The 21,305-nt window shown below is 63.6% G+C and carries 20 protein-coding genes; 12 read left to right on the top strand and 8 right to left on the bottom strand.

Annotation, left to right across the window (positions count from 1 at the left end):
- Positions 1-122: 122 nt before the first annotated feature.
- Positions 123-335: a hypothetical protein gene (locus WDX12_RS32470; protein ID WP_320295096.1), complete on the bottom strand. Its 213-nt coding sequence runs from the start codon at positions 333-335 to the stop codon at positions 123-125.
- Positions 336-510: 175 nt separating this feature from the next.
- Here WDX12_RS32470 and WDX12_RS32475 point away from each other — a divergent pair, with 175 nt between their 5' ends.
- The 5 genes from WDX12_RS32475 (at position 511) to WDX12_RS32495 (ending at position 6,838) form a co-directional block, all read left to right on the top strand.
- Positions 511-4,137, top strand: coding sequence for a hydantoinase B/oxoprolinase family protein (locus tag WDX12_RS32475; RefSeq protein WP_434723364.1), 3,627 nt, complete (start codon positions 511-513; stop codon positions 4,135-4,137).
- Positions 4,138-4,169: 32 nt separating this feature from the next.
- Positions 4,170-5,468 carry a DUF3419 family protein gene (locus WDX12_RS32480; RefSeq protein ID WP_320295094.1) on the top strand — a complete coding sequence of 433 codons (1,299 nt, stop codon included), beginning with the start codon at positions 4,170-4,172 and terminating at the stop codon, positions 5,466-5,468.
- The gene (locus tag WDX12_RS32485; protein WP_434723365.1) at positions 5,465-6,130 is read left to right on the top strand and encodes a class I SAM-dependent methyltransferase; all 666 of its coding nucleotides are present in this window, start codon (positions 5,465-5,467) and stop codon (positions 6,128-6,130) included. The genes WDX12_RS32480 and WDX12_RS32485 overlap by 4 nt, the downstream gene beginning before the upstream one ends.
- A 94-nt stretch (positions 6,131-6,224) precedes the next feature.
- Positions 6,225-6,521, top strand: coding sequence for a type II toxin-antitoxin system RelE/ParE family toxin (locus tag WDX12_RS32490; RefSeq protein WP_434723366.1), 297 nt, complete (start codon positions 6,225-6,227; stop codon positions 6,519-6,521).
- An 8-nt stretch (positions 6,522-6,529) separates the two neighbouring features.
- Positions 6,530-6,838 (top strand): HigA family addiction module antitoxin, encoded by a 309-nt coding sequence (locus tag WDX12_RS32495; RefSeq protein ID WP_112099856.1) that lies wholly within the window; start codon positions 6,530-6,532, stop codon positions 6,836-6,838.
- 21 nt (positions 6,839-6,859) lie between these two features.
- Here WDX12_RS32495 and WDX12_RS32500 read toward each other — a convergent pair whose 3' ends face one another.
- Entirely contained in the window at positions 6,860-8,242 is a 1,383-nt protein-coding gene (locus WDX12_RS32500; protein WP_434723367.1) for a serine hydrolase domain-containing protein, read from the bottom strand.
- Between the two features lie 233 nt (positions 8,243-8,475).
- Between WDX12_RS32500 and WDX12_RS32505 the strand changes: the two genes are divergently transcribed.
- Both WDX12_RS32505 and WDX12_RS32510 read left to right on the top strand, forming a co-directional pair.
- Positions 8,476-9,267, top strand: coding sequence for a glycoside hydrolase family 25 protein (locus WDX12_RS32505; RefSeq protein ID WP_434723368.1), 792 nt, complete (start codon positions 8,476-8,478; stop codon positions 9,265-9,267).
- Between the two features lie 182 nt (positions 9,268-9,449).
- Positions 9,450-10,628, top strand: coding sequence for a lytic murein transglycosylase (locus tag WDX12_RS32510; RefSeq protein WP_434723369.1), 1,179 nt, complete (start codon positions 9,450-9,452; stop codon positions 10,626-10,628).
- A gap of 99 nt (positions 10,629-10,727) precedes the next feature.
- On the opposite strand, the gene WDX12_RS32515 is transcribed toward WDX12_RS32510, so the two are convergent.
- Positions 10,728-11,666 carry a LysR family transcriptional regulator gene (locus WDX12_RS32515; RefSeq protein WP_434723370.1) on the bottom strand — a complete coding sequence of 313 codons (939 nt, stop codon included), beginning with the start codon at positions 11,664-11,666 and terminating at the stop codon, positions 10,728-10,730.
- Between the two features lie 84 nt (positions 11,667-11,750).
- Here WDX12_RS32515 and WDX12_RS32520 point away from each other — a divergent pair, with 84 nt between their 5' ends.
- A complete protein-coding gene (locus WDX12_RS32520) occupies positions 11,751-12,482 on the top strand; it encodes an SDR family oxidoreductase (protein ID WP_434723371.1) in 732 nt (243 codons plus the stop codon).
- A gap of 162 nt (positions 12,483-12,644) precedes the next feature.
- Here the strand turns inward: WDX12_RS32520 and WDX12_RS32525 are convergent, their stop codons facing one another.
- The gene (locus WDX12_RS32525; protein ID WP_434723372.1) at positions 12,645-13,865 is read right to left on the bottom strand and encodes an alanine racemase; all 1,221 of its coding nucleotides are present in this window, start codon (positions 13,863-13,865) and stop codon (positions 12,645-12,647) included.
- 217 nt (positions 13,866-14,082) lie between these two features.
- Between WDX12_RS32525 and WDX12_RS32530 the strand changes: the two genes are divergently transcribed.
- Positions 14,083-15,003: a DMT family transporter gene (locus WDX12_RS32530; RefSeq protein WP_434723373.1), complete on the top strand. Its 921-nt coding sequence runs from the start codon at positions 14,083-14,085 to the stop codon at positions 15,001-15,003.
- 638 nt (positions 15,004-15,641) lie between these two features.
- On the opposite strand, the gene metF is transcribed toward WDX12_RS32530, so the two are convergent.
- Positions 15,642-16,559: a methylenetetrahydrofolate reductase [NAD(P)H] gene (gene metF, locus WDX12_RS32535; RefSeq protein ID WP_320295085.1), complete on the bottom strand. Its 918-nt coding sequence runs from the start codon at positions 16,557-16,559 to the stop codon at positions 15,642-15,644.
- Complete coding sequence (locus WDX12_RS32540; RefSeq protein WP_320295084.1) at positions 16,559-17,566, bottom strand: ArsR/SmtB family transcription factor; 1,008 nt, start codon at positions 17,564-17,566, stop codon at positions 16,559-16,561. The genes metF and WDX12_RS32540 overlap by 1 nt, the downstream gene beginning before the upstream one ends.
- 140 nt (positions 17,567-17,706) lie before the next feature.
- Between WDX12_RS32540 and tsaA the strand changes: the two genes are divergently transcribed.
- Entirely contained in the window at positions 17,707-18,213 is a 507-nt protein-coding gene (tsaA, locus tag WDX12_RS32545; RefSeq protein ID WP_434723374.1) for a tRNA (N6-threonylcarbamoyladenosine(37)-N6)-methyltransferase TrmO, read from the top strand.
- Complete coding sequence (locus tag WDX12_RS32550) at positions 18,210-18,524, top strand: DUF2293 domain-containing protein (protein WP_320295082.1); 315 nt, start codon at positions 18,210-18,212, stop codon at positions 18,522-18,524. Before tsaA ends, WDX12_RS32550 begins: the two co-directional genes overlap by 4 nt.
- 134 nt (positions 18,525-18,658) lie before the next feature.
- Here WDX12_RS32550 and WDX12_RS32555 read toward each other — a convergent pair whose 3' ends face one another.
- Complete coding sequence (locus WDX12_RS32555) at positions 18,659-19,288, bottom strand: MOSC domain-containing protein (RefSeq protein WP_434723375.1); 630 nt, start codon at positions 19,286-19,288, stop codon at positions 18,659-18,661.
- Positions 19,289-19,467: 179 nt separating this feature from the next.
- Between WDX12_RS32555 and WDX12_RS32560 the strand changes: the two genes are divergently transcribed.
- Positions 19,468-20,034: a methyltransferase family protein gene (locus WDX12_RS32560; RefSeq protein ID WP_434723376.1), complete on the top strand. Its 567-nt coding sequence runs from the start codon at positions 19,468-19,470 to the stop codon at positions 20,032-20,034.
- A 7-nt stretch (positions 20,035-20,041) separates the two neighbouring features.
- On the opposite strand, the gene WDX12_RS32565 is transcribed toward WDX12_RS32560, so the two are convergent.
- Positions 20,042-21,163 carry a beta-ketoacyl-ACP synthase III gene (locus WDX12_RS32565; protein ID WP_434723377.1) on the bottom strand — a complete coding sequence of 374 codons (1,122 nt, stop codon included), beginning with the start codon at positions 21,161-21,163 and terminating at the stop codon, positions 20,042-20,044.
- Positions 21,164-21,305: the final 142 nt, after the last annotated feature.

Raw genomic sequence — 21,305 nt, forward strand, 5'->3', positions numbered from 1 at the left:
GAGCGAACCGGGCGGTTCTATCAAGCCGGGACGATGCCGCAGGCCACCCGCTGCGCGGGATCGAGGGCGAAAAAAGAAGGCCGGCAAAAGCCGGCCTTCCTCGATATGGTCTGCCAGGGCTCTTACTGCGCGGGCGCGGCAGGAGCCGGATTTGTTGCCGGAGCCGGTTCAGCGGGCTTCGAAGCGTCAGGCGAAGCTGGCTTCATGGGCTGCTCGTTGGCCGGCGGATTTGTACTTTGCGTGGTGGTTTTGTCAGTACCGGTGCCACTGTCGCTGCAAGCCGCGACCCCCAACAGGGCGAGCGCCGAAACAGACGCCAGAATGAGCTTCTTCATGGTATCTCTCCTTCAGCAGACGCTCACATTTCGGTGAGCGGTCGCAGGGAAATGCATCAGCAGGCCCGCCGGTTTCGTAACGTTGCATTTCGACGTGTAATATCAACTTGCGATTGCTGGCGCTGAAATCCCGAACTAACAGAACATACGCTCGAAGACATGGTGGATAAACAGAATGCCGGCAGCCGCGGGAACAAAGAAATGGGATTTTTGGATCGACCGCGGCGGCACCTTCACCGACGTCATCGGCCGTGATCCGCAAGGCCAGTTGCATCCCCGAAAACTGCTGTCCGAAAATCCCGAGGCTTACGCGGATGCCGCCATCCAAGGCATCCGCGACCTGTTGGGTTTGAAAGCCGGCGCCGCCATTTCCGCCAATGCGATCGGCGACGTCAAAATGGGCACGACCGTTGCCACCAATGCGCTGCTCGAGCGCAAGGGCGACCGCGTGCTGCTGCTTATCACCAAGGGCTTTCGCGACGCCTTGCGCATCGCCTACCAGGCGAGGCCGGACATCTTCGCCAAGGAGATCATCCTGCCGGAGCAGCTTTACGAGCGCGTGATCGAGATCGACGAGCGCGTCCGCGCCGACGGCTGCGTCGAACGCCTGCTCGACATCGCGGCCTGCCGTTCGGCGATCGAACAGGCCAAGGCCGACGGCATCGACGCCGTCGCCATCGTCTTCATGCACGCCTGGAAATACCCGGATCACGAAAAGGCCGTTGCGAAAGTCTGCCGCAAGATCGGCTTCAGCCAGATCTCGGTCTCTCACGAGGTCTCGCCGCTGATCAAGCTGGTCGGCCGCGGCGACACCACCGTGGTCGACGCCTATCTTTCGCCGATCCTGTCTCGCTATGTGCAGCGGGTGGCCGGCGAACTGGGCGCTGGACCGCGCCTGATGTTCATGATGTCGTCCGGCGGCCTCACCGCCGCCGACCTGTTCCAGGGCAAGGACGCGCTGCTGTCCGGCCCTGCGGGCGGGGTCGTCGGCATGGTCGAGACGGCGAAGCTCGCCGGCTTCGAAAAGGTCATCGGCTTCGACATGGGCGGCACCTCGACCGACGTCGCCCATTACGACGGCGAATATGAGCGCGCCTTCGACACCGAGGTCGCAGGCGTCCGCATCCGCGCGCCGATGATGCGCATCCACACCGTCGCTGCCGGAGGCGGCTCGATCCTGCACTATGAAGCGGGCCGCTTCCGCGTCGGCCCCGATTCCGCCGGCGCCAATCCCGGCCCCGCCGCCTATCGGCGCGGCGGCCCGCTTGCCGTGACCGATGCCAATGTCATGCTCGGCAAATTGCAGCCCGATTTCTTCCCGGCGATCTTCGGCGCGGGCCAGGACAAGCCGCTCGATGTCGGCACGGTTGGCGAAAAATTCGCCGCACTTGCCGCCGAAATCGGCGACGGCAGGACGCCTGAGGCGGTCGCCGAAGGTTTCGTCACCATCGCCGTCGAGAACATGGCCAATGCCATCAAGAAGATCTCGGTGCAGCGCGGCTACGACGTCACGGAATATCTCTTGAACTGCTTTGGCGGCGCCGGCGGCCAGCATGCCTGCCTGGTCGCCGATGCGCTCGGCATGGAAGCCGTGCTCATCCACCCCTTCTCGGGGCTGCTTTCGGCTTATGGCATAGGCCTCTCGTCGGTCTTCGCCTCGCGCCAGCAGGCGCTGCTGGAGCCGCTCGCGGACGCATCCAGGCCGGCGATCGAAAATCTCATAGCCGCCCTGCGTGGGGTTGTGACCGCCGAACTTGTGTCCCAGGGCATCGCCGAGAGCGGGATTACCGCCAGGCCGATCCTCCAGATCCGCTACGACGGCACCGACACGGCTCTGCCGGTGAATTTCGAGCATGGCTCGATCCTGCGGGCGAAGGACGATTTCGAAGCCGCGCACAAGGCGCAGTTCGGGTTCGTCTATGAAAACAAGCCGATGATTATCGAAGCTGTAGGGGTGGAGGGCAGCGATGCCGGCGGCGCGGGCCGCGAGGAAACCGAAGCGGAGATGCAGGATCTTGCCGTTGTTGCTTCCGAGAAGCGGAAAATATTCGCCGAGGGCGAATGGCGCGAGGCCGGTGTCTTCCGCCGCGAAGCCCTCAGGCAGGGCAACAAGGTTGCCGGCCCAGCCCTGATCATCGAGCCCAACCAGACCATTGTTGTCGAACCGGGCTGGCAGGCCGAGATCACCGCAAAGGACCATGTTCTCCTGCGCCGAACGAGCAAGAAACGACGCCAGGCAGCACTCGGCACCGAAGCCGATCCGGTGATGCTTGAGGTCTTCAACAACCTCTTCATGTCGATCGCCGAGCAGATGGGTGTGACGCTGCAGAACACCGCCTATTCGGTCAACATCAAGGAACGGCTCGACTTCTCCTGCGCCGTATTCGATCGCCATGGCGCGCTGGTCGCCAATGCGCCGCATATGCCGGTGCATCTGGGCTCCATGGACCGATCGGTCGAAACCGTCATCCGCCTGAATTCGGGCGACATCCACCCCGGCGACGTCTTCGCGCTCAACGCGCCCTATAATGGCGGAACGCATCTGCCCGACATCACCGTGGTGACGCCGGTGTTCGACGATGCGCGCAACGAGATCCTGTTCTGGGCGGCCTCGCGTGGCCACCACGCCGATGTCGGCGGCACCGCGCCCGGCTCGATGACGCCTTTGGCCACAACGGTCGACGAGGAAGGCGTGCTGTTCGACAATTTCCGCATCGTCGATCGCGGCCGCTTCCGCGAGAAGGAGCTGGAGACGCTGCTGACCGACCACCCCTACCCGGCGCGCAATCCAACCCAGAACATCGCCGACCTGAAGGCACAGATCGCCGCCAACGAAAAGGGCGTGGCCGAATTGCGCAAGATGGTCACGCATTTCGGGCTCGAGGTCGTCGAAGCCTATATGGGCCATGTCCAGGACAACGCCGCCGAGAGCGTGCGCCGCGTGATCGAGCGGCTTCCCGACAGCGCGGCATATGAATACCCCACCGACACCGGCCAGGTGATCAAGGTGAAGATCACCGTCGACCGGCAAAAACGCGAGGCGACCGTCGATTTCACCGGCACGTCACCCGTCATGAAGAACAATTTCAACGCGCCGGAGCCCGTCGCCCGGGCCGCCGTGCTCTATGCCTTCCGCGTCATGGTCGAGGACATGATCCCGATGAACGCCGGCTGCCTGAGGCCGATCAACATCGTCATCCCTGACGGCTCGATGCTGAAGCCCGCCTACCCTGCGGCGGTCGTCGCCGGCAATGTCGAGACCTCGCAGCACGTCACCAATGCGCTGTTCGGCGCGATGGGTGCGATCGCCAACGCGCAAGGCACGATGAACAACCTCACCTTCGGCAACAAGAAATACCAGTATTACGAGACGATCTGCTCCGGCTCGCCGGCCGGCCGGATGAATTCGGGTCGCGGCTTTGCCGGCACCTCCGGCGTTCACACCCACATGACCAATTCGCGCCTCACCGACCCCGAGGTGCTGGAACTGCGCTTCCCGGTCGTATTGGAGGACTTCCACATCCGCGAGGGTTCCGGCGGCAAGGGTAAGTGGAATGCCGGCGACGGCACCAGGCGCACCATCCGCTTCCTCGAAAAGATGGAATGCGCGATCCTCTCCTCTCACCGCAATCGCCCACCCCAAGGCCTCGACGGTGGCGGCGATGGCGAGCCGGGCTCGACCAGGGTCCGGCGCAATGACGGCTCGCTCGACGTTCTGAAGGCCTGCGACCAGACCACGCTCGATGCAGGCGAAGCCGTCATCGTCACCACGCCGACGCCGGGTGCGTTCGGAAAAGTGTGAGATTTGCGTCAACAGGCTGTCACCTGCCTGTCATGACGCTGCGCTACCCGCTTGCGCCAATGCAAACGGGGAATCACCTTTCCATGTCGGATGTTTCCGGAGAACTCGTTTATCGCCGAGGCAAGGAAGTCGGAAAGGCCGTCTACCAGAACCGCGTATTGTCGAAGGACGGCATTTCCGAGCGGTTGTTCGCTTTCCTCTTCTCCGGCCTCGTCTATCCGCAGATCTGGGAAGATCCGGATGTCGACATGGAGGCCATGCAGCTTGGCGCTGGCCACCGGATCGTCACAATCGCATCGGGCGGCTGCAACATCCTGGCCTATCTAACCCGCTCGCCGGCCACGATCGACGCCGTCGATCTCAATGCCGCGCACATCGCGCTGAACCGCATGAAGCTGGAAGCGGTGCGCCACCTGCCGTCGCAGGGCGATCTGTTCCGCTTCTTCGGCGCCACCGGCACCAGCCACAATTCCAATGCCTATGACCGCTTCATCGCGCCGCATCTCGATGCGGTCAGCCGCCATTACTGGGAGCGCCGCAACTGGCGCGGCCGCCGCCGCATCTCGGTCTTCGACCGCAACTTCTACCAGACCGGCCTGCTCGGCCTCTTCATCGCCATGGGCCATCGCGTCGGCAAGCTGTTCGGCGTCGACCCGGCCGGCATCATGAAGGCGCAGAACATCGGCGAGCAGCGTCGCTTCTTCAACGAGGAGCTGGCACCGGTCTTCGACAAGAAGCTGCTGCGTTGGGCGACCTCGCGGAAAGCCTCGCTGTTCGGCCTCGGCATCCCGCCTGCGCAGTATGATTCGCTGATCACCTCCGGCGACGGCTCGATGGCGAGCGTGCTCAAGGCGCGGCTGGAAAAGCTCGCCTGCGATTTCCCGCTCAAGAACAACTATTTTGCCTGGCAGGCCTTTGCCCGCCGCTATCCGCAACCCGGCGAGGCGGCGCTGCCTGCCTATCTGGAGCAGAGCAACTACAAGACGATCCGCGACAACATCGATCGCGTCGCCATCCACCACGCCAACCTGATCAAGTTCCTGGCCGCCAAGGACGCCGGCACCGTCGACCGCTTCGTCCTGCTCGACGCGCAGGACTGGATGACCGACGACCTGCTCAACGCACTGTGGACCGAGATCACCCGCACAGCCTCAGTCGGCGCGCGCGTCATCTTCCGGACCGCAGCCGAACCCAGCCTCCTGCCCGGCCGTCTCTCCAACTCGCTGCTCGATCAGTGGACGTACGAGGCCGACGCCTCGCGCGAATTCTCGGCGAAGGACCGCTCGGCCATCTATGGCGGCTTCCACCTCTATGTGAAGCGCGCCGCATGAGCACGACGGAGCTGCCGGCCAGCCATGCCGAACTGATGGACGGCATCTACCGCTGGCAGCGCCACATCTACGACCTGACCCGCAAATACTATCTGCTCGGCCGCGACCGGCTGATCGACGGGCTGGACGTCCCGCAAGACGGCACCGTGCTGGAGCTCGGCTGCGGCACCGGCCGCAACATCGCGCTCGCCGCCCGCCGCTATCCGGACGCCCGCTTCTTCGGTTTGGATATCTCCGCCGAGATGCTGGAGACGGCGAAGGCGGCCATCGCTCGCGAAGGCCTCGCCGACAAGGTCAGCCTGGCGCGCGGCGACGCCACCGATTTCGACGCCAAGGCTCTCTTCGGCATCGAGCGTTTCGACCGGGTCTTCGTCTCCTATTCGCTGTCGATGATCCCCGGCTGGGAAAAGACCGTATCGGCTGCCCTCGCCGCGCTCGCCCCCGGCGGCTCTCTGCACGTCGTCGATTTCGGCCAGCAGGAAGGCCTGCCGCGCTGGTTCCGTGGCCTGCTGCGCGGCTGGCTGCGGAAATTCCACGTCACGCCGCGTGAATCGCTGCGCGACGTGCTTGAATCGGAATCGCAGAGCGCCGGCGCAACCTTCCGTTTCAGAACGCTTTATCGCGGCTATGCCTGGCTGGCGGTGATCAAGATCGCCGTTTGAAGCCATCGGCACGGAAGCAAAACGCAATCAACAAATCGCGCAATTGCGGCATGACCCAAGGAGTGGTACATTATCTCCACCCTGGAAGCGTGCGATGATCGTCAGATTTAGAGATGAATGGCTGCGGGCTTTCTTCGTGGACGATATCCACTATCGCAACATTCCGTCCGATCTCGAAAGCCGTTTGTTTCGCAAACTCCAGATGATTGACGACGCTGCGACCGATCAGGATTTGCGTGTGCCACCCAGTAATCACTTCGAGAAGTTGCGCGGCAATCTCGAAGGCCTCCATTCGATCCGCGTCAACAAGCAATGGCGGCTGATCTTCCGCTGGGACGGTGACCGCGGTGAGGCGTCGGACATCTACCTGGACGACCACAGCTATAAGTGAGGTGAGACATGTTGATGACCGCACGCAAGCCCGCAACGGTAGGCGAAATCCTCACGGAAGAATTCATGCAGCCGCTCGGCCTGACGCAAGCCGCTTTGGCCGAGGCAATGGGCGTCCAGCGCAAGCATGTGAACGAATTGTGCAACGACCGCCGCAACGTGACGGCGGCGACCGCGCTCATTCTGGCGCGGGTATTTGGCAACAGCCCGGATTTCTGGCTGAATGTCCAACGCCGCAACGATCTTTGGCAGGTCATGAACTCGCCTGACGAGCGGGCGCGCGTCGATCGCGCCAAACCTTTGCCGACCGCCGCATAGGCAGGCTTACGCAACTGCCGGTTAGTGCAGCGCCTTGACCAGCGCACCCACCATCGCTTGTGGACGATAGCCGAGCTTGGCCGGGGTCAACCCAAGCCGCACCACCACCAACTGCTCCGACGGGATGATCGCCACCGTCTGGCCGTCATGGCCTTCCATCCAGTAGATGTCCTTGGGCAGGCCGGCGGCAGCGCCCGCCCCCGGCCTTTCCTCGTCTCCTGGTCCCTCGATCCAGAGCTGGCCTTTGCCGTACACCTTCGAGGCCGGCGCCGGCTCGCGCATCCAGTCGACGAAACCCGCGGGCAGGATCTGGTTTCCGTTCCAGGCCCCGCCTTGCAGCAGGAACAGGCCGAAGCGCGCCCAGTCATGCGCGGTGGCGTAGAGATAGGACGAGCCGACGAAGGTGCCCTGCTCGTCGGTCTCGAGCACCGCGCTCCTCATGCCGAGCGGCTCGAACAGCGCCGTGCGCGGCCATGCCAGCGCCTTCGTCTTGTCGCCGATCGCGTCCTGCCACAGGCGTGACAGCATCACCGCCGTGCCGCTCGAATAGGAAAAAACCTTGCCGACCTCGCCACTTAGCGGCTTGGCCTCGGCGAAACCCGCCATGTCGGGCTCCAGATAGAGCATGCGCGTCACGTCGGCGACGTCGCCATAATCCTCGTTGAACTCCAGCCCGCTCGACATCGCCATCATGTCGGCAAGGCTGATGGCGGCGCGGCCGTCTGCCTTCCACGGCTTGAACAGGCCCTTGTTGTCGACCGCCATCTTGCCGTCCTTGACCAGAGTGCCGACGATCGCCGCATTCACCGTCTTGGTCATCGACCAGCCGAGCAGCGGCGTCTTGGCCGAAAAGCCCTCGCCATAGCGTTCCGCGACGACGCGGCCGTTCTTCACCACCACGACGGCGCGCATGCCAATGCCGGCCATGGCGGCATCGTCGACGATCTTCGCGACCTCGGGGGTCTGCGAAGCGTCCACACGCTCGCCATCGGGCCACAGCGCGTCGGGCTGCGTCGCCGCCGGCTGCGCGGCGCGCAGCGACGTCTGCCTTGCCTTGCCGGTATCGCCGTCTGGAACAGAGGCGCAGCCGACGCCGTTGCGCTCGACCGCGACGCTCTTGCCGAGAACCCAGAGCAGGCCAGCCGAGACCAGTCCTCTTTCCTTGTCGACGGAGACCTTCATCAGCCTGAGAAGCGGATGGCCGGGCGCCTGCACGTCGACGGCCAGGACCTCTTTGGCGTCGCGGCCGGCGATGAAGACATTCGAGCAGACGATCTTGGCCGAATAACCGGAGCCGACGCGGATCAGCTCCGGCGGAGCGAAATAAAGCCAGGCGAAGAGTGCTGCCACCACCAGGATCACAAGGCCAAGCAGCCATTTGATGAACTTCACGACAGCCCGCATCTTTACCGCCCTTTTGGATTCGCCGGCTCGATTTATGTCATCGATTTGCCGCCTTTGCTCCCGCAAAATCACCGGTGTCGTCGAGCGCCGTCAATGGATTATCAACCATGTTCGGCGATCAACTGAGTCGATCGGACGATCCTGTGGGGCGATCGTTCGAGGGGGGCCGGCGCAAGCATGGCCATCTGGAAGGACCCATCAGCGGCCGGCTGGATCCGGCCCCGGGGAACGCCATGCGCCGTCTTGCGGCCATCCTGATGCTGACGCTGCTCTGCGCCTGCTCGACCGTGGACGATCTGTCGCCGCTGTCGCCGTCCGCGCCGGCGGTTGCGGTGCGCGCGCCCAAGTTCGACGATTCCAAGCCGCATGAATGGGACAGCGGCGCGCCGTGGACCTACGCCATCCACGGCACGGACGTCTCCAAATACCAGACCTCGGTCGATTGGCCGGCGGCCAGGGCCAGCGGCATCTCCTTCGCCTTCATCAAGGCGACCGAAGGCGGCGATCGCTTCGACGAGTATTTCAACGAGCACTGGGCGCGCACCAGGGCCGCCGGAGTTCCGCGCGCCGCCTATCATTTCTTCTATTTCTGCACGCCTGCCGAAGCCCAGGCGCGCTGGTTCATCGCTAATGTCCCGAGGGACCCGTTGGCGATGCCGCCGGTGCTCGACATGGAATGGAACCCGAAATCGCCGACCTGCAGGCTACGCCCCGATCCGGCCACCGTGCGCAGCGAAATGACCGTCTTCCTCCAGATGGTCGAGCGCTATTACGGCAAGAAACCGATCATCTACACCTCGCTCGACTTCTTCGACGACAACCAGTTGGCGACGTTCCGCGGCTATCCCTACTGGCTGCGCTCGGTCGCCGGCCACCCGCGCGAGAAATACGGCAGCCACCCCTTCGCCTTCTGGCAGTACACCGGCACCGGCATCGTGCCCGGCATGACCGGCAAGTCCGACATCAATGTCTTCAACGGCTCGGAAGCCGCCTGGAAGAAGTGGCTGCGGCAGAACACCCGTTGACATCCGATCCCCCGCCTGCTTTTCGACAGGGCGGGCGGCGAAACATGCAACCGCTGGTAATCTGGAGCGGCGCGCTCGTGCGAGTGCCTGGCGCGGCTCCTGAACTTTGAAATCCTCGCATGCGCCTTTCCGATCCTTTCGGGGTCACGATGGGGCCATGCGCCGGTCTCGAAAGGAAAGCGATGCGATTGCGCGTTGAAATCCTCGCGGCGCTTTTTGTCGGCGTGCTTGCGCTGCCCGCCGCGGCGCAGGAATGCGGCGGCGATTTCGAGGCCTGGAAGCAGGGCGTGGCAGCCGAAGCCAAGGCGGCCGGCGTCGGCGCCGTCGGCCTCGACGCGCTGGAGGACGCCACCATCGACGAGCGGGCGCTGGCGCGCGACCGCGCCCAAGGCGTATTCACCCAGACTTTCACCGAATTCTCCGACCGCATGATTTCGGCGTACCGCCTGAAGCAGGGCGCGGCCAATCTGAAGAAATATGCCGACGTCTTTGACCGCGCCGACAAGGAGTTCGGCGTACAGCCGGCCATCATCGCCGCCTTCTGGGGGCTGGAGACCGACTTCGGCGCCGTGCAGGGCGGTTTCCATACGCTGAATGCACTGGTGACGCTCTCGCATGATTGCCGCAGGCCTCAGTTGTTCCGGCAGCAATTGGTGCCGTTGCTCACCCTCATCGACCGCGGTGTGCTGCCGGCCGACGTCAAGGGCGCCTGGGCCGGCGAGATCGGCCAGACGCAGATCCTGCCGACCGACTATCTGGCCGAAGGCGTCGACGGCGATGGCGACGGCAAGGTCGATCTGAGGAACAGCGTGCCGGACGTCATCATGACGACCGCCAACAAGATCATGTCGCGCGGCTGGAAGCGCGACCAGCCCTGGGTCCAGGAAGTGCGCGTCCCCGACGAGATGCCATGGGACCAGACCGGCCGCACCAACAAGCTGCCGTTGTCGCAGTGGGCGCAATGGGGGGTCACCGAACCCAATGGCAACCCGCTCATCGACAATGGTCTGAAAGCCGGCCTGGCGCTGCCGATGGGCCGCAAGGGCCCGGCCTTCCTGACCTACGACAATTTCGACGTCTATCTCGAGTGGAACCAGTCCTTCACCTATGCGCTGACCGCGGCCGTGCTTGCCACCCGCCTCGCCGGCGCGCCGCAATTCGATCCGCGTACGCCCGAGCAAGGCCTGAGCGGCGACCAGATGAAGGCGCTGCAGACCAAGCTCGAGGCCAAGGGTTACGACGTCGGCACCGTCGACGGCATCCTGGGCACCAACACGCGCGAGGCAGTCCGCAAGGAGCAGATGCGGCTTGGCCTGCCGGTCGATGGCTGGCCGACGCCTGAATTGCTCGCCAAGCTGTAGTGGATAGTCGGTAGTGAGTAGTCAGTAGTCAGTAGTCAGTAGTGAAGAGGTGTAAGCCTACTCCCTACTCCCTACTCCCTATTCCCTACTCCCTACTCCCTACTCCCCCTTCTTCAGCACGAAATCGATGAACGCCCGCAGCGCCGGCGGCACATGCCTTCGGCTTGGATGGTAGAGGTAGAAGCCGGGGAAGCGGGGCGACCACGCTTCCAGGAACCGGACCAGTCGGCCCTGCTCGATCCACGGCTGGACCTGATAGTCGATCATGTAGGCCACCCCCGCCCCGGCCAGCGCGGCATTGAGCAACAGCTCCGTATCATTGACGATAAGACTTCCCTTGACGGCGATTTCCAGTGAACGCTTGCCGCGGGAGAACTCCCACCGGTAGATATCGCCACCGCCTGGCCACTGGAAATTGATGCAGCGGTGCTGGTGAAGGTCCTGTGGCTGGCGCGGAATCGCCCGATCCTGGAGATAGGCCGGAGCGGCCACCGCTGCCATCTGCAGCTCATCGCTGAGCTTGACGGCGACCATGTCCTGTTCCAGCCGCTCGCCAAGCCGGATGCCGGCATCGAACCGCCCTTCGACAATGTCGGTCAGCACATCGTCGATGATGACCGTCAAGGCGATGTCAGGATAGGCGCGTTGGAAATCGCCGAGTATCGGCGCTACGAACCGCATTGCGGCGACGCGCGAGACATTGATGCGCAGCGCACCTGCCGGCCGGTCTCGCCCAGCCTGGAGTTCAGCGACGGCGCCTTCCAGCTCACCGAACACGACCGCAAGACGGGTAAACAGCGTTTCGCCGGCCGCCGTCGGCGAAACGCTGCGCGTCGTGCGGTTGAGCAACCGCACGCCGACACGCGCCTCCAACTGTCGGATCGTCTGGCTGAGCGCTGGCGGCGACACCCGCAGCCGTGCTGCAGCGCGAACGAAGCTACCCTCCTCCACGATCGCCGAAAATGCCTTGAACTCCGTAAATTCGGACCCGCGCATTATGTATCTCTGAATTAACAGGCCACTCGGATAATAGGCCATTATCTGATCAATAGCATGCCGCTATTTCTCAATCATCCGCCCGTCACATAAATCGACGCGGCCTGAATGGTTGAGGAAACGATCATGTCTCAGTCGCTGCAAGGCAAAACCGCAATCGTCACCGGCAGTTCGCGCGGTATTGGCCGCGCCATTGCCGAAGGACTCGCAGAAAAGGGTGCTGCCGTCGTCGTCAACTATATCGGCAACAAGAATGCGGCGGACGAAGTAGTGGCAGCCATCACCGGCAAGGGTGGCAAGGCAGTTGCCATTCAAGCCGATATTTCCGCCCCTGCCGATGTCAGCCGCCTGTTCGACGAGACCGAGAGCCAGTTCGGCGCGATCGACATCGTCGTGGCCAATGTTGGCGTTGCCGTCATCAAGCCACTCGCCGGAGCGACGGAAGATGATTTCGACCTCGTCTTCGGCACCAACGCCAAGGGAACCTTCTTCACGCTTCAGGAAGCGGCCAAACGTGTCCGTGACGGCGGCCGCATCATCGCCGTCTCCACCGGCGGCACCAGGATGTTCTTCACCCAGACGGCGCTATACCTGGGCAGCAAGGGCGCCGTGGAACAGTTCGTTCGCGTGCTTTCGCGCGAGCTCGGGCCGCGAGGCGTCACCGTCAATGCCCTGTCGCCAGGTTTCACCGATACCGATCTGCTGCCGGAGCGGGATCGCGCCGTCGCGGCCGGCATGTCGCCCTTCGGACGGATCGGCGTGCCGCGCGACGTTGCGGACGTCGCAGTCTTCCTGGCCAGCGACGAAGCTCGCTGGCTGACGGGTGAGAATATCCAGGCCGGCGGTGGAGTGGCGTAAGGTAGGCAGTAGGCAGTAGGCAGTAGGCAGTAGGCAGTAGAAAAATATCAAAGGGATATCCGCGGGGATAAGACGATCGACGATCCTACTGCCTACTGCCTACTGCCTACTGCCTACTGCCTACTGCCTACTGCCTACTGCCTACTGCCTAATTCCTACCTCCTAATCCGCCATCGTCTCTAGGCTCGCGAACCCTTGCGGCGCGTCACCCTCGTCGAACGGCGTCGTCACCTCGACGAAAGTGTCGGGGTAGAAGCCGTTGAAGCGCGTCCTCAGCGACAGCGAGTAGGCGCCGATATGGCCGATCTCGATCCAGTCGCCAGTGTCGACCGTTTCCGGCAGCCAGAATGGCCTGGACAGGATGTCGACGGAATCGCAGGTCGCGCCGCAGACCTTGAACGGCACGATGGTGTTTTCGTCGCCGTTGCGGGTACGGATCGCGGGATCGGGAATGAAGCGCGCCGGCAGGGTGATCTTGCCCGTCCATGAATCCGACAGCGACGCCCAGATGCCGTCGTTGATGTAGAGCCGCTTGCCCTTGCGCAGCAGGACGCGAACAATCAGGGAAAGACAGCGCGCCACGATCACGCGCCCGGGCTCGGCCACTAGGGGCATCTGGTCGAACTGATACTCTTTCAGGTCGCCGGCAAGCCGCGACATCAACTGGCCAAGCGACGGCATCTCGATGTGCTTGCGGTTGGGATCATGGCCGTATTCGGCCGGGAAGCCGCCGCCGACATCGAGCCCGGCAATATCGAAGGTCAGGCGGTTGCGCACCCAGTCGGCCGAGGCGAGCGCGCGTTCATAGGTGTCGGGATCCTCGATCTGGCTGCCGACATGGAAGCAGAGGCCTACCTTGTAGCCGGTGCGGTTCAACCGCTCTGCGAGATCGACGGCATTGGCGGGCCCGGCGCCGAATTTCTTCGACAATTCGTAAGCCGCGTGGCCCTTGGTCTGGATGCGCACGAAGACGGTTATCGCGCCCGGGTCGATATCGAGCGCCCGCACGACGCGCGTCAGCTTGGTGATCTCGTCCTCATGGTCGAGCGAGATCACCCGGATGCCGTATTTCTCCAGCGCCAGCTTGATGTCCGACTGCGCCTTGACCGGGTGCATGTAGAGCATCTCGGCATCCGCCGAGACAGCGCGCACGGCCGCGAACTCGCCGGGCGACGCGACGTCGAAGGTGCTGACGCCAGCTTCCACCAGTGTCTTCAGCACGATCTGCTCGCCATTGGTTTTCACCGCATAAGCGGTCTTGCCCGGAAACATGCCCATGAACTGCAAGGCATCGGCCTTCAGCACCTGCGGCCGGAAACAATAGACCGGATCGTCCGGACGAAGCGCCAGTGCCGCCTCACGGGCATTTTCGAATCGTTGCATGGACGAATCCTCAGGTCTGGAGCGTGCACAATTAATCCTAGCTAGCCGCCAAAGAAAACAGTTCTGTGTCTGGCCATCCCGCGCGGCCGGCCGCATTTTCTTGCCAACGCTAAACCACCAGTCAGCTTTCGGGTGGCCCTTGCCGCCGAACCCGATATCGGTTGTTGAGATGTCTGCTGGGCTGAGGTTGCGATCGGCTCCGGGGGAGGAACAGGACATGTCGATTACGGCCGCCGCCGCGCCGACGCGCGGACCAATGACGCTCATAGATTGGGCGCAGCTTCTCCTGCTCGGCGCGATCTGGGGCGGCTCGTTCTTCTTTGCCCGCATTGCCGTTTCCGAGATCCATCCGCTGGCACTGGTGCTGTTTCGCGTCGCGATCGCTGCGATAGCTCTTCAGCTCTATCTGGCGGTCCGCGGTCCGTCCTTCCGTCTCGCCTTGCCGCATGCCGGCCTCTTCTTCCTGCTGGCGCTCACCAACAATGTCGTGCCGTTCTCGCTGATCTTCGCTGGCCAGACGCAGCTTGGCGCCGGCGTCGCCTCGGTGCTCAACGCGACGACGCCGTTCTGGACGCTGATCCTGGCCAATGCGCTCACCACGGACGAGAAGCTGTCCTGGAACAAGCTGGCCGGCATCGCCCTTGGCGTCGCCGGCACGGCGGTGATGATCGGCCCTGGCCTGCTTGCCGGGCTTGGCGGACCGGTGTGGGCGAAGTTCGCGCTGATCGGCGCTTCGCTCTCCTATGCCGTCGCCCTGATGATCGCGCGTCGCTTCAAGGGCGTGCCTTCGCCGGTCGTCGCTACCGGGCAGCTGACCGCATCGACCATCATCATGATCCCGGTCGTGCTGATTGCCTATGGCCCTGCGGGGCTTTTCTCGGTTTCGCCACCCGTCTGGGCCGCGGTGCTGGGCCTGGCGCTGCTTTCCACCGCCTTTGCCTACATCCTCTATTTCAACCTCGTCGCCTCGGCCGGCGCCACCAATGCCTCGCTGGTCACCCTGGTCGTGCCGGTCAGCGCGGTGCTGCTCGGCTTCCTGTTCCTCGGCGAGCGGCTGGCGATGTTCGAGATCGGGGGCATGACGCTGATCGGACTCGGCCTAGTCACCATCGACGGGCGGCTGTTCGGCAAATGGTAGCGGTGTCATGCCACACCGTCGCCACAATTTATTCACAACCGCGGAGCCGGTTTTTGCCGAAGAGTTTCAACGGCTAACGTCGAATTGCAGGTCGCAAATTCCACATTCATGTCGCATTGCAGCACGTTTTCCGCTTGCCTGTGGCACAAATGACCCTAGACTCCTGCCATAGCTCTGAAGAGGAGGCTATGACATGGGACTGACGAGGCCGATCAACGCTTTGATGATTTGTGCCGCATTCGCATTCATCGGTGCCCTTATCATAGGCGTTCTTCCCTGACCCGCCAAAGCCGGGAAGACCAGCACCGAGAATAGTCCAACAGTTCGAAAAGGCCGGGTTCTACCCGGCCTTTTCCGTTGCAGCCTGCTTTAATGCATGTCGCCCAGAAGTGCGCAGCGGTTCTGGGACAACGACATGCAACAAAGCAAAGACTTAAAGCATGTCCCCCGAAAGTGGTCCCGGTTTCGGGACAAAGACATGCTTAAGATCAAAGACTTAAAGCAGGTTGCGTGAATCCTTTTTCACGCGACCTGCTTTAATGCATGTCGCGCAAAAGTGACCTCGGTTTTGCGGCAACGACATGCATCAACAAAGGACCTAAAGCGCGTCGCCCGAATCCGTTTCAGCGCGACGCGCTTTATGCGGCGGCCGAACCCGCCGCCTCCGCCTCATGCGAGCGGATGCCGATCATGTGGCAGACGGCAAAGACGAGGTCGGCACGGTTCATCGTATAGAAATGGAAGTCGCCAACGCCGCGCTCGACAAGGTCGAGCACCTGCTCGGCCGCCACCGCCGAGGCCACGAGGGCATGCGTCTGCGGATCGTTCTCCAGCCCCTCGAAACGCTCGGCCAGCCAGGCCGGCACCAGCGCCCCGCAGCGCGACGAGAAATTGGCGACCTGGGTGAAATTATGCACCGGCAGGATGCCCGGCACGATCGGGATGTAGATGCCGGCGCGGCGCGCCCGCTCGACATAGCGCTCGTAGAGATCGTTGTCGAAGAAGAACTGGGTGATCGCCCGCGTCGCGCCATTGTCGACCTTGCGCTTCAGCATGTCGATGTCGGTGGCGAAGTCCGGGCTTTCCGGGTGCTTTTCCGGATAGGCCGAGACCGAGATATCGAAATCGCCGACGCCTTTCAGCGCCCCGACCAGTTCGGCGCCATTGGCATAGCCATCGGGATGCGGGCGGTAGCTCGTGCCCACCCCGGCCGCCGGATCGCCACGCAGCGCGACGAAGCGTTTGACGCCCATATCGGCGAATTCGCGGATGACCGTGTCGACCTGGTCGCGCGCGGCATCGACGCAGGTCATATGCGCCGCCGGCGTCAGCGTCGTCTCGTTCAAGATGCGCTTGACCGTGCGCGCCGTACGCTCGCGGGTCGAACCGCCGGCGCCGTAGGTCACCGAGACGAATTTCGGCTTGAGCGGCTCCAGCCTTGTGACCGTGTCCCAGAGCCTCGCTTCCATCTCATCGTTTTTCGGTGGGAAGAATTCGAACGAAACCCGGACCTTGTCGCCGATGTCGGGGCGGCGGGAAAAGCGGAACTGGTTCATCAGGCTGTTTCCTTCACAGGCAAGGAATCGTTGGACGGATCGGCGATCAAAAGGCGACGGTCGCGGCCGAGCCAGAGCTTGACGGTGAGCCTTGCCTCGTTGCCGCCGCGCGGCTCGAATTCCTGGCTCTCCTCGAGGTCGAGGCCGGCCTCCGCGAACCACTCGGAAATCTGCCGATCGGAGAAGCCCAGCCGCATATGGGCGTGCTGGTCGCGTAGGAATTCGAGCGCGTGCGGCGCGAAGTCGACGACGATCAGCCGGCCCGATGGCCTGAGCAGCCTCGCCGCTTCGGCGATGGCGCGCGCCGGATCGTCGAGATAGTGCAGCACCTGGTGGATGGTGACGAGGTCGAAGGCGTTGCGCTCGACCGGCGGGGAGAAGATGTCGCCCTGGCGCACCTGCGCGTTGGCGACGCCTGCCTTGTCGAGATTGGCGCGCGCAACCGTCAGCATCTCGCGCGACATGTCGATGCCGACGCCGCGACGGTAGAGCGGCGAAAAGATTTCCAGCAGCCGACCGGTGCCGGTGCCGAGGTCGAGCATCGACTGGAACGGCCGCTTGCCGACGAGCTTGATGAGCGCGGCTTCCACCGCGCGGTCCGGCACATGCAGCGAGCGGATATGATCCCAGCTCGCGGCGTTCTCGGAGAAATATTCGGCGGCTCGGTCCTGCCTTTTGCGCTTCACCGCCGCCAACCGCTCGAGATCGCGCACCGCCTGCGGATCGGCCTCGCTTATGGCCGAGACCAGACGCTGCACGAAATCGCGCGAATTATCCGTATCGGTCAGCCTGAAGAAGGCCCAGGACCCTTCCTGGTAGCGGCCGATCAGCCCGGCATCGAGCAAAAGCTTCAGATGACGCGAGACGCGCGGCTGCGACTGTCCAAGGATCTCCGTAAGGTCCGAAACGGTAAGATCGCCGCGCGAAAGCAGCACCAGGATGCGCAGCCGGCTGGATTCGGCCGCCGCCTTCAATGTATCTACCATTGTGTCGAGCGAGACATGCATGAGCGGGTTCTCGTTGAAAGATATAAAGATATGTTTATGTCGATTTTGAAACCCTGGCAAGCGCTATGTCGCTTCCGGACAAGAAAATGGCGCAGCCGTGATCCGCGACGGGCTGGCGGTTTTTCCGCAGGATGAGCAGGATGTTTGAAACGCGCCAAGGTGAAACGCTTCTTGCAGCCGATCCGGCGGAACTGCGGCCGGACGGCCATGTCGTCTTCATCGGCCGCATCGTCTCGCCCTGGACGGTCCGCGAGGAGTGCCCAAAGAACATGCGCGCCGCCCGCGAAACCGGGCGGGCCGCGACAGTCCTGGTCGACGAGCCCTATCGCCCGGGGCTGCAAAACCTGGAACGCGCCAGCCACATCGTCATCCTGTCTTGGCTCCATCATGCGCCGCGGAATCTGATTGTGCAGAAACCGCGCCATGCGGCTGAACCGAAAGGCGTTTTCTCGCTGCGTTCCCCTGCCCGGCCGAACCCTGTCGGCCTGCATGTGGCAAAGCTTGTCGCCCTCGACATCGAGGCCGGCCGGATCGGGATCGACGCCATCGATGTGCTCGACGGCACGCCGGTCATCGACATCAAGCCCTACTATGCCTCGACCGACGCTATCCCCGAAGCGACCATCGCCGGGCGCGGCGAGAAATGAGCGCTCCCACCGGCCGCCGCCGCGCCATCGCCAAGGCGCTGACCGCGCTGTTGCCGCTCGCTCCTTACGCCGACATGGAAAAGATCCGCGCCGACGCCGGTTCGGTGCATATGAAGACCCTGCCGCCGACGATCGCGGTGTGGTTGGCCACCATCGCTCATATCCGCCACGCCCACACCGACTACGAAAAGCTTCTAGCCGAAGGCTATGACCGGGATTCGGCGCGCTTCTTCGTCATCGAGCAGACCAATATGGTGCTGACCCGCTGGCGGGCGACGCGCCTGCTCGAGGAAGACGACGAAGACGAGTGAGGTCGGCCCGATCACCGAACGTCTGATAGGCTTTCTGCTGGGAGGCATGACGATCCGGCCTGGTCGAGCGTGGTGTGCTATCCCTGACCCGCGCCAAATAAATCCAGTGGCGCCCCTGCTTCGGCAGCGTGGCTTCAGGCCTGATAAATCCACTGCTCCGGCACCCGCACCGAGATCTCTTCGCCGGCCCTGATGATGCCAGGCTTTTCGACCCAGGCCACAAGGCCACGCAGCCGCTTCGCCATCTTTGGAAAGAGCAGCGCGGTCGCCTCGTGGTCCGCCGAGCGGACATGCTCGGCGATCGACTGGCCAGCGATGCGGCACGGCTTGTTCTGCCCGTCGACCTTGAGCGTCACGCCACCCTTGAAGAACATCAGTGAACCGGCCGGCAGCATCGAAAGCTGCGGCACCCCTTCGATCACAAGATTGGCGCCGATCCACTCCGGCTTGATCTCATTGAGCCCCATGCGCTGGGCGACGACGGCAAGCTCGTCCGCCGCGACGAGCGACAATTGCCGCTCGTTGCGCATCTCGGTGCCGCGCGGATACCAGGGCTCGCGTCCGCCGGAGCGCCGCGTTGTTCCGCCATGGAAGTCGCCCGCGATACCGTCGAAGCCGAGCCGCAGTTCCTCGACCGCCCTCGTCTCGAAATGATCGTGCGGGGCGGCAAAGAGCGCCGCTGCCTTCGCCGTCAGCTTGCGGCCCGGCACGATGTCGACCGTCGGTCCCGCCACGGGAAAAAGATCAAGGTTCATTTCCTGCATGCCGCTGGTCTAAAGGCCGCGAGGAATGCGGTCCAGTCGAAAGCGCTGATGATCCGATCACGCCCTTTGATGGCGATCACGATCTTCTTACCGCAAATGCCTTCCGCCGGCCGCCGCAAGCCGCAATGCTGCCGCTCCGGCGGCATAGCGACCGCGCGCAATCGGGAGGAGGCTCGGACATGCAGGTTGGACACGCAATCGCCGCGCTTTGGCTCTTCTGGGTGGTATCCTGGATCCTCGCCGCCTCCTGGGCCGATCCGGCGCAGAAGCGCGCGGACTTCAGGGCGGAGGCCCGATACCGGGTGTTCTGGCTGGCCGGCACCGTCCTGCTGTTCGTGCCGGCGCACGGCTATGTCGGCCGGCTGCGGCTCTGGATGCCGACGCTTACCGAAGCCTGGATCTGCGTCGCCCTGATCGCTGTCGGCATCGCCTTCGCCTGGTGGGCGCGCCTGCATCTTGGCCGGCTATGGTCGGCCAACGTCACCGCCAAGGCCGATCATCGCGTGGTCGATACCGGCCCCTATGGCCTGGTCCGCCACCCGATCTACACCGGCCTGCTGCTCTCGATCCTTGCCACCATGGCCGTCAAGGGCACGGTCTGGGGCATTGCCGGCGCCGCCCTGCTGCTCGTCGGCGTCGTCGTCAAGGCGAGGCTGGAAGAGAGCTTCCTGCGCGGCGAGCTCGGCCCGGCCTATGACGATTACGCCAGGCGCGTGCCGATGCTGGTGCCCTTCGCACCGGCCTGATCGCCGGTTACAGCATTCTCAGCAGCGCGCCGCCGATCGAATAGCCGGCGCCGAAGGCGCAGATCAGGCCGAAATCGCCGGCCTTCATGTCGGCATGGTTCTCCGACAGTGCCACGATCGCGCCGGCGCCGGCGGTGTTGCCGAGCCGCTCCAGCACCATCGGCGCGCGGTCATGGTCGACGTCGTGTCCGAAGGACAATTTCAGGATCATCGCATTCATGCGCGCATTGGCCTGATGCAGCCAGAAGCGGCGGATGCCATCGGGCGTCAGCCCGTGCTCGGCCAGGAATTCGACGATGAATTTTTGGCCGGCGACGGTGACTTCCTTGAACACCTTGTTGCCGACCTGCTTGATGAGATTGCCTTCCAAGTTGATCATGTAGGGATCGTCCTGGGCCGTGCGCGTGTGGTAGCCGAGATTGGTGCGGATGTTGTTCGACATCTGCGTCCAGGTGCGGGTGTCGAGCACCTCGAAGCGCCCCGGCCGCTTTTCGCCCTGTGCCAGTCCTTCGACGATCATGGCGACCGAAGCGTCGCCGAAGATGAAATGCGTCTGCCGGTCGCGGAAGTTGAGATGGCCGGTGATGATCTCAGGCGTCGACACCAGGATGCGCTTGTGCGCCCCCGACCTCACCAGGTTGACGGCGACATGCAGCGCCGCCGCGGCGGAAGAACAGCCGAGCCCCATGTCGAAGCCGGCGCCTTTGGTTCCCAGCGCCTCCTGCATCTCGATGGCGATGGCCGGATAGGGCCGCTGATGGTGCGAGGCCGAGCAGATCACCAGATCGATGTCCGACCCATCGACCCCGGCATGGGCAAGCGCCTTCCTGGCCGAGGCGATGCCGAACTCCGCCTCCAATGACAGCGCGTCGTCCGGCCGTGCCGGAATGCGCGGCGACATGCGGGTCGGGTCGAGGATGCCCTCGCGCTCGACGACATGGCGGCTCCTTACGCCCGAGGCGTGGACGATGAAGTCGCTGTCCGATTTCTGCAAAAGCGGCTCGCCGGTGTCGGCGCGGCGCGCATTCTCGGTGTCGACCCAGCTGTTGAAGCTTGCGACCAGCTCTTCATTGGTAATGACGGGTTCAGGGATTTCGGCGCCGATGCCGCTGATGATGACGCGATGCATGTCCAATCCGTCTAGAGCAATTCCGGGGAAAGTGAGAACCGGTTTTCCGTCCGGAATTGCGTTGGAAACAAATGGCACGGGCCTTGCGGCCTTGAGATGAGCGCGGAACCGGCCCGGCGCAACCCTTGTCGCATTTGGCCGG

The organism is Mesorhizobium sp. RIZ17 (genome assembly GCF_051127865.1).
Lineage (GTDB): Bacteria > Pseudomonadota > Alphaproteobacteria > Rhizobiales > Rhizobiaceae > Mesorhizobium > Mesorhizobium humile.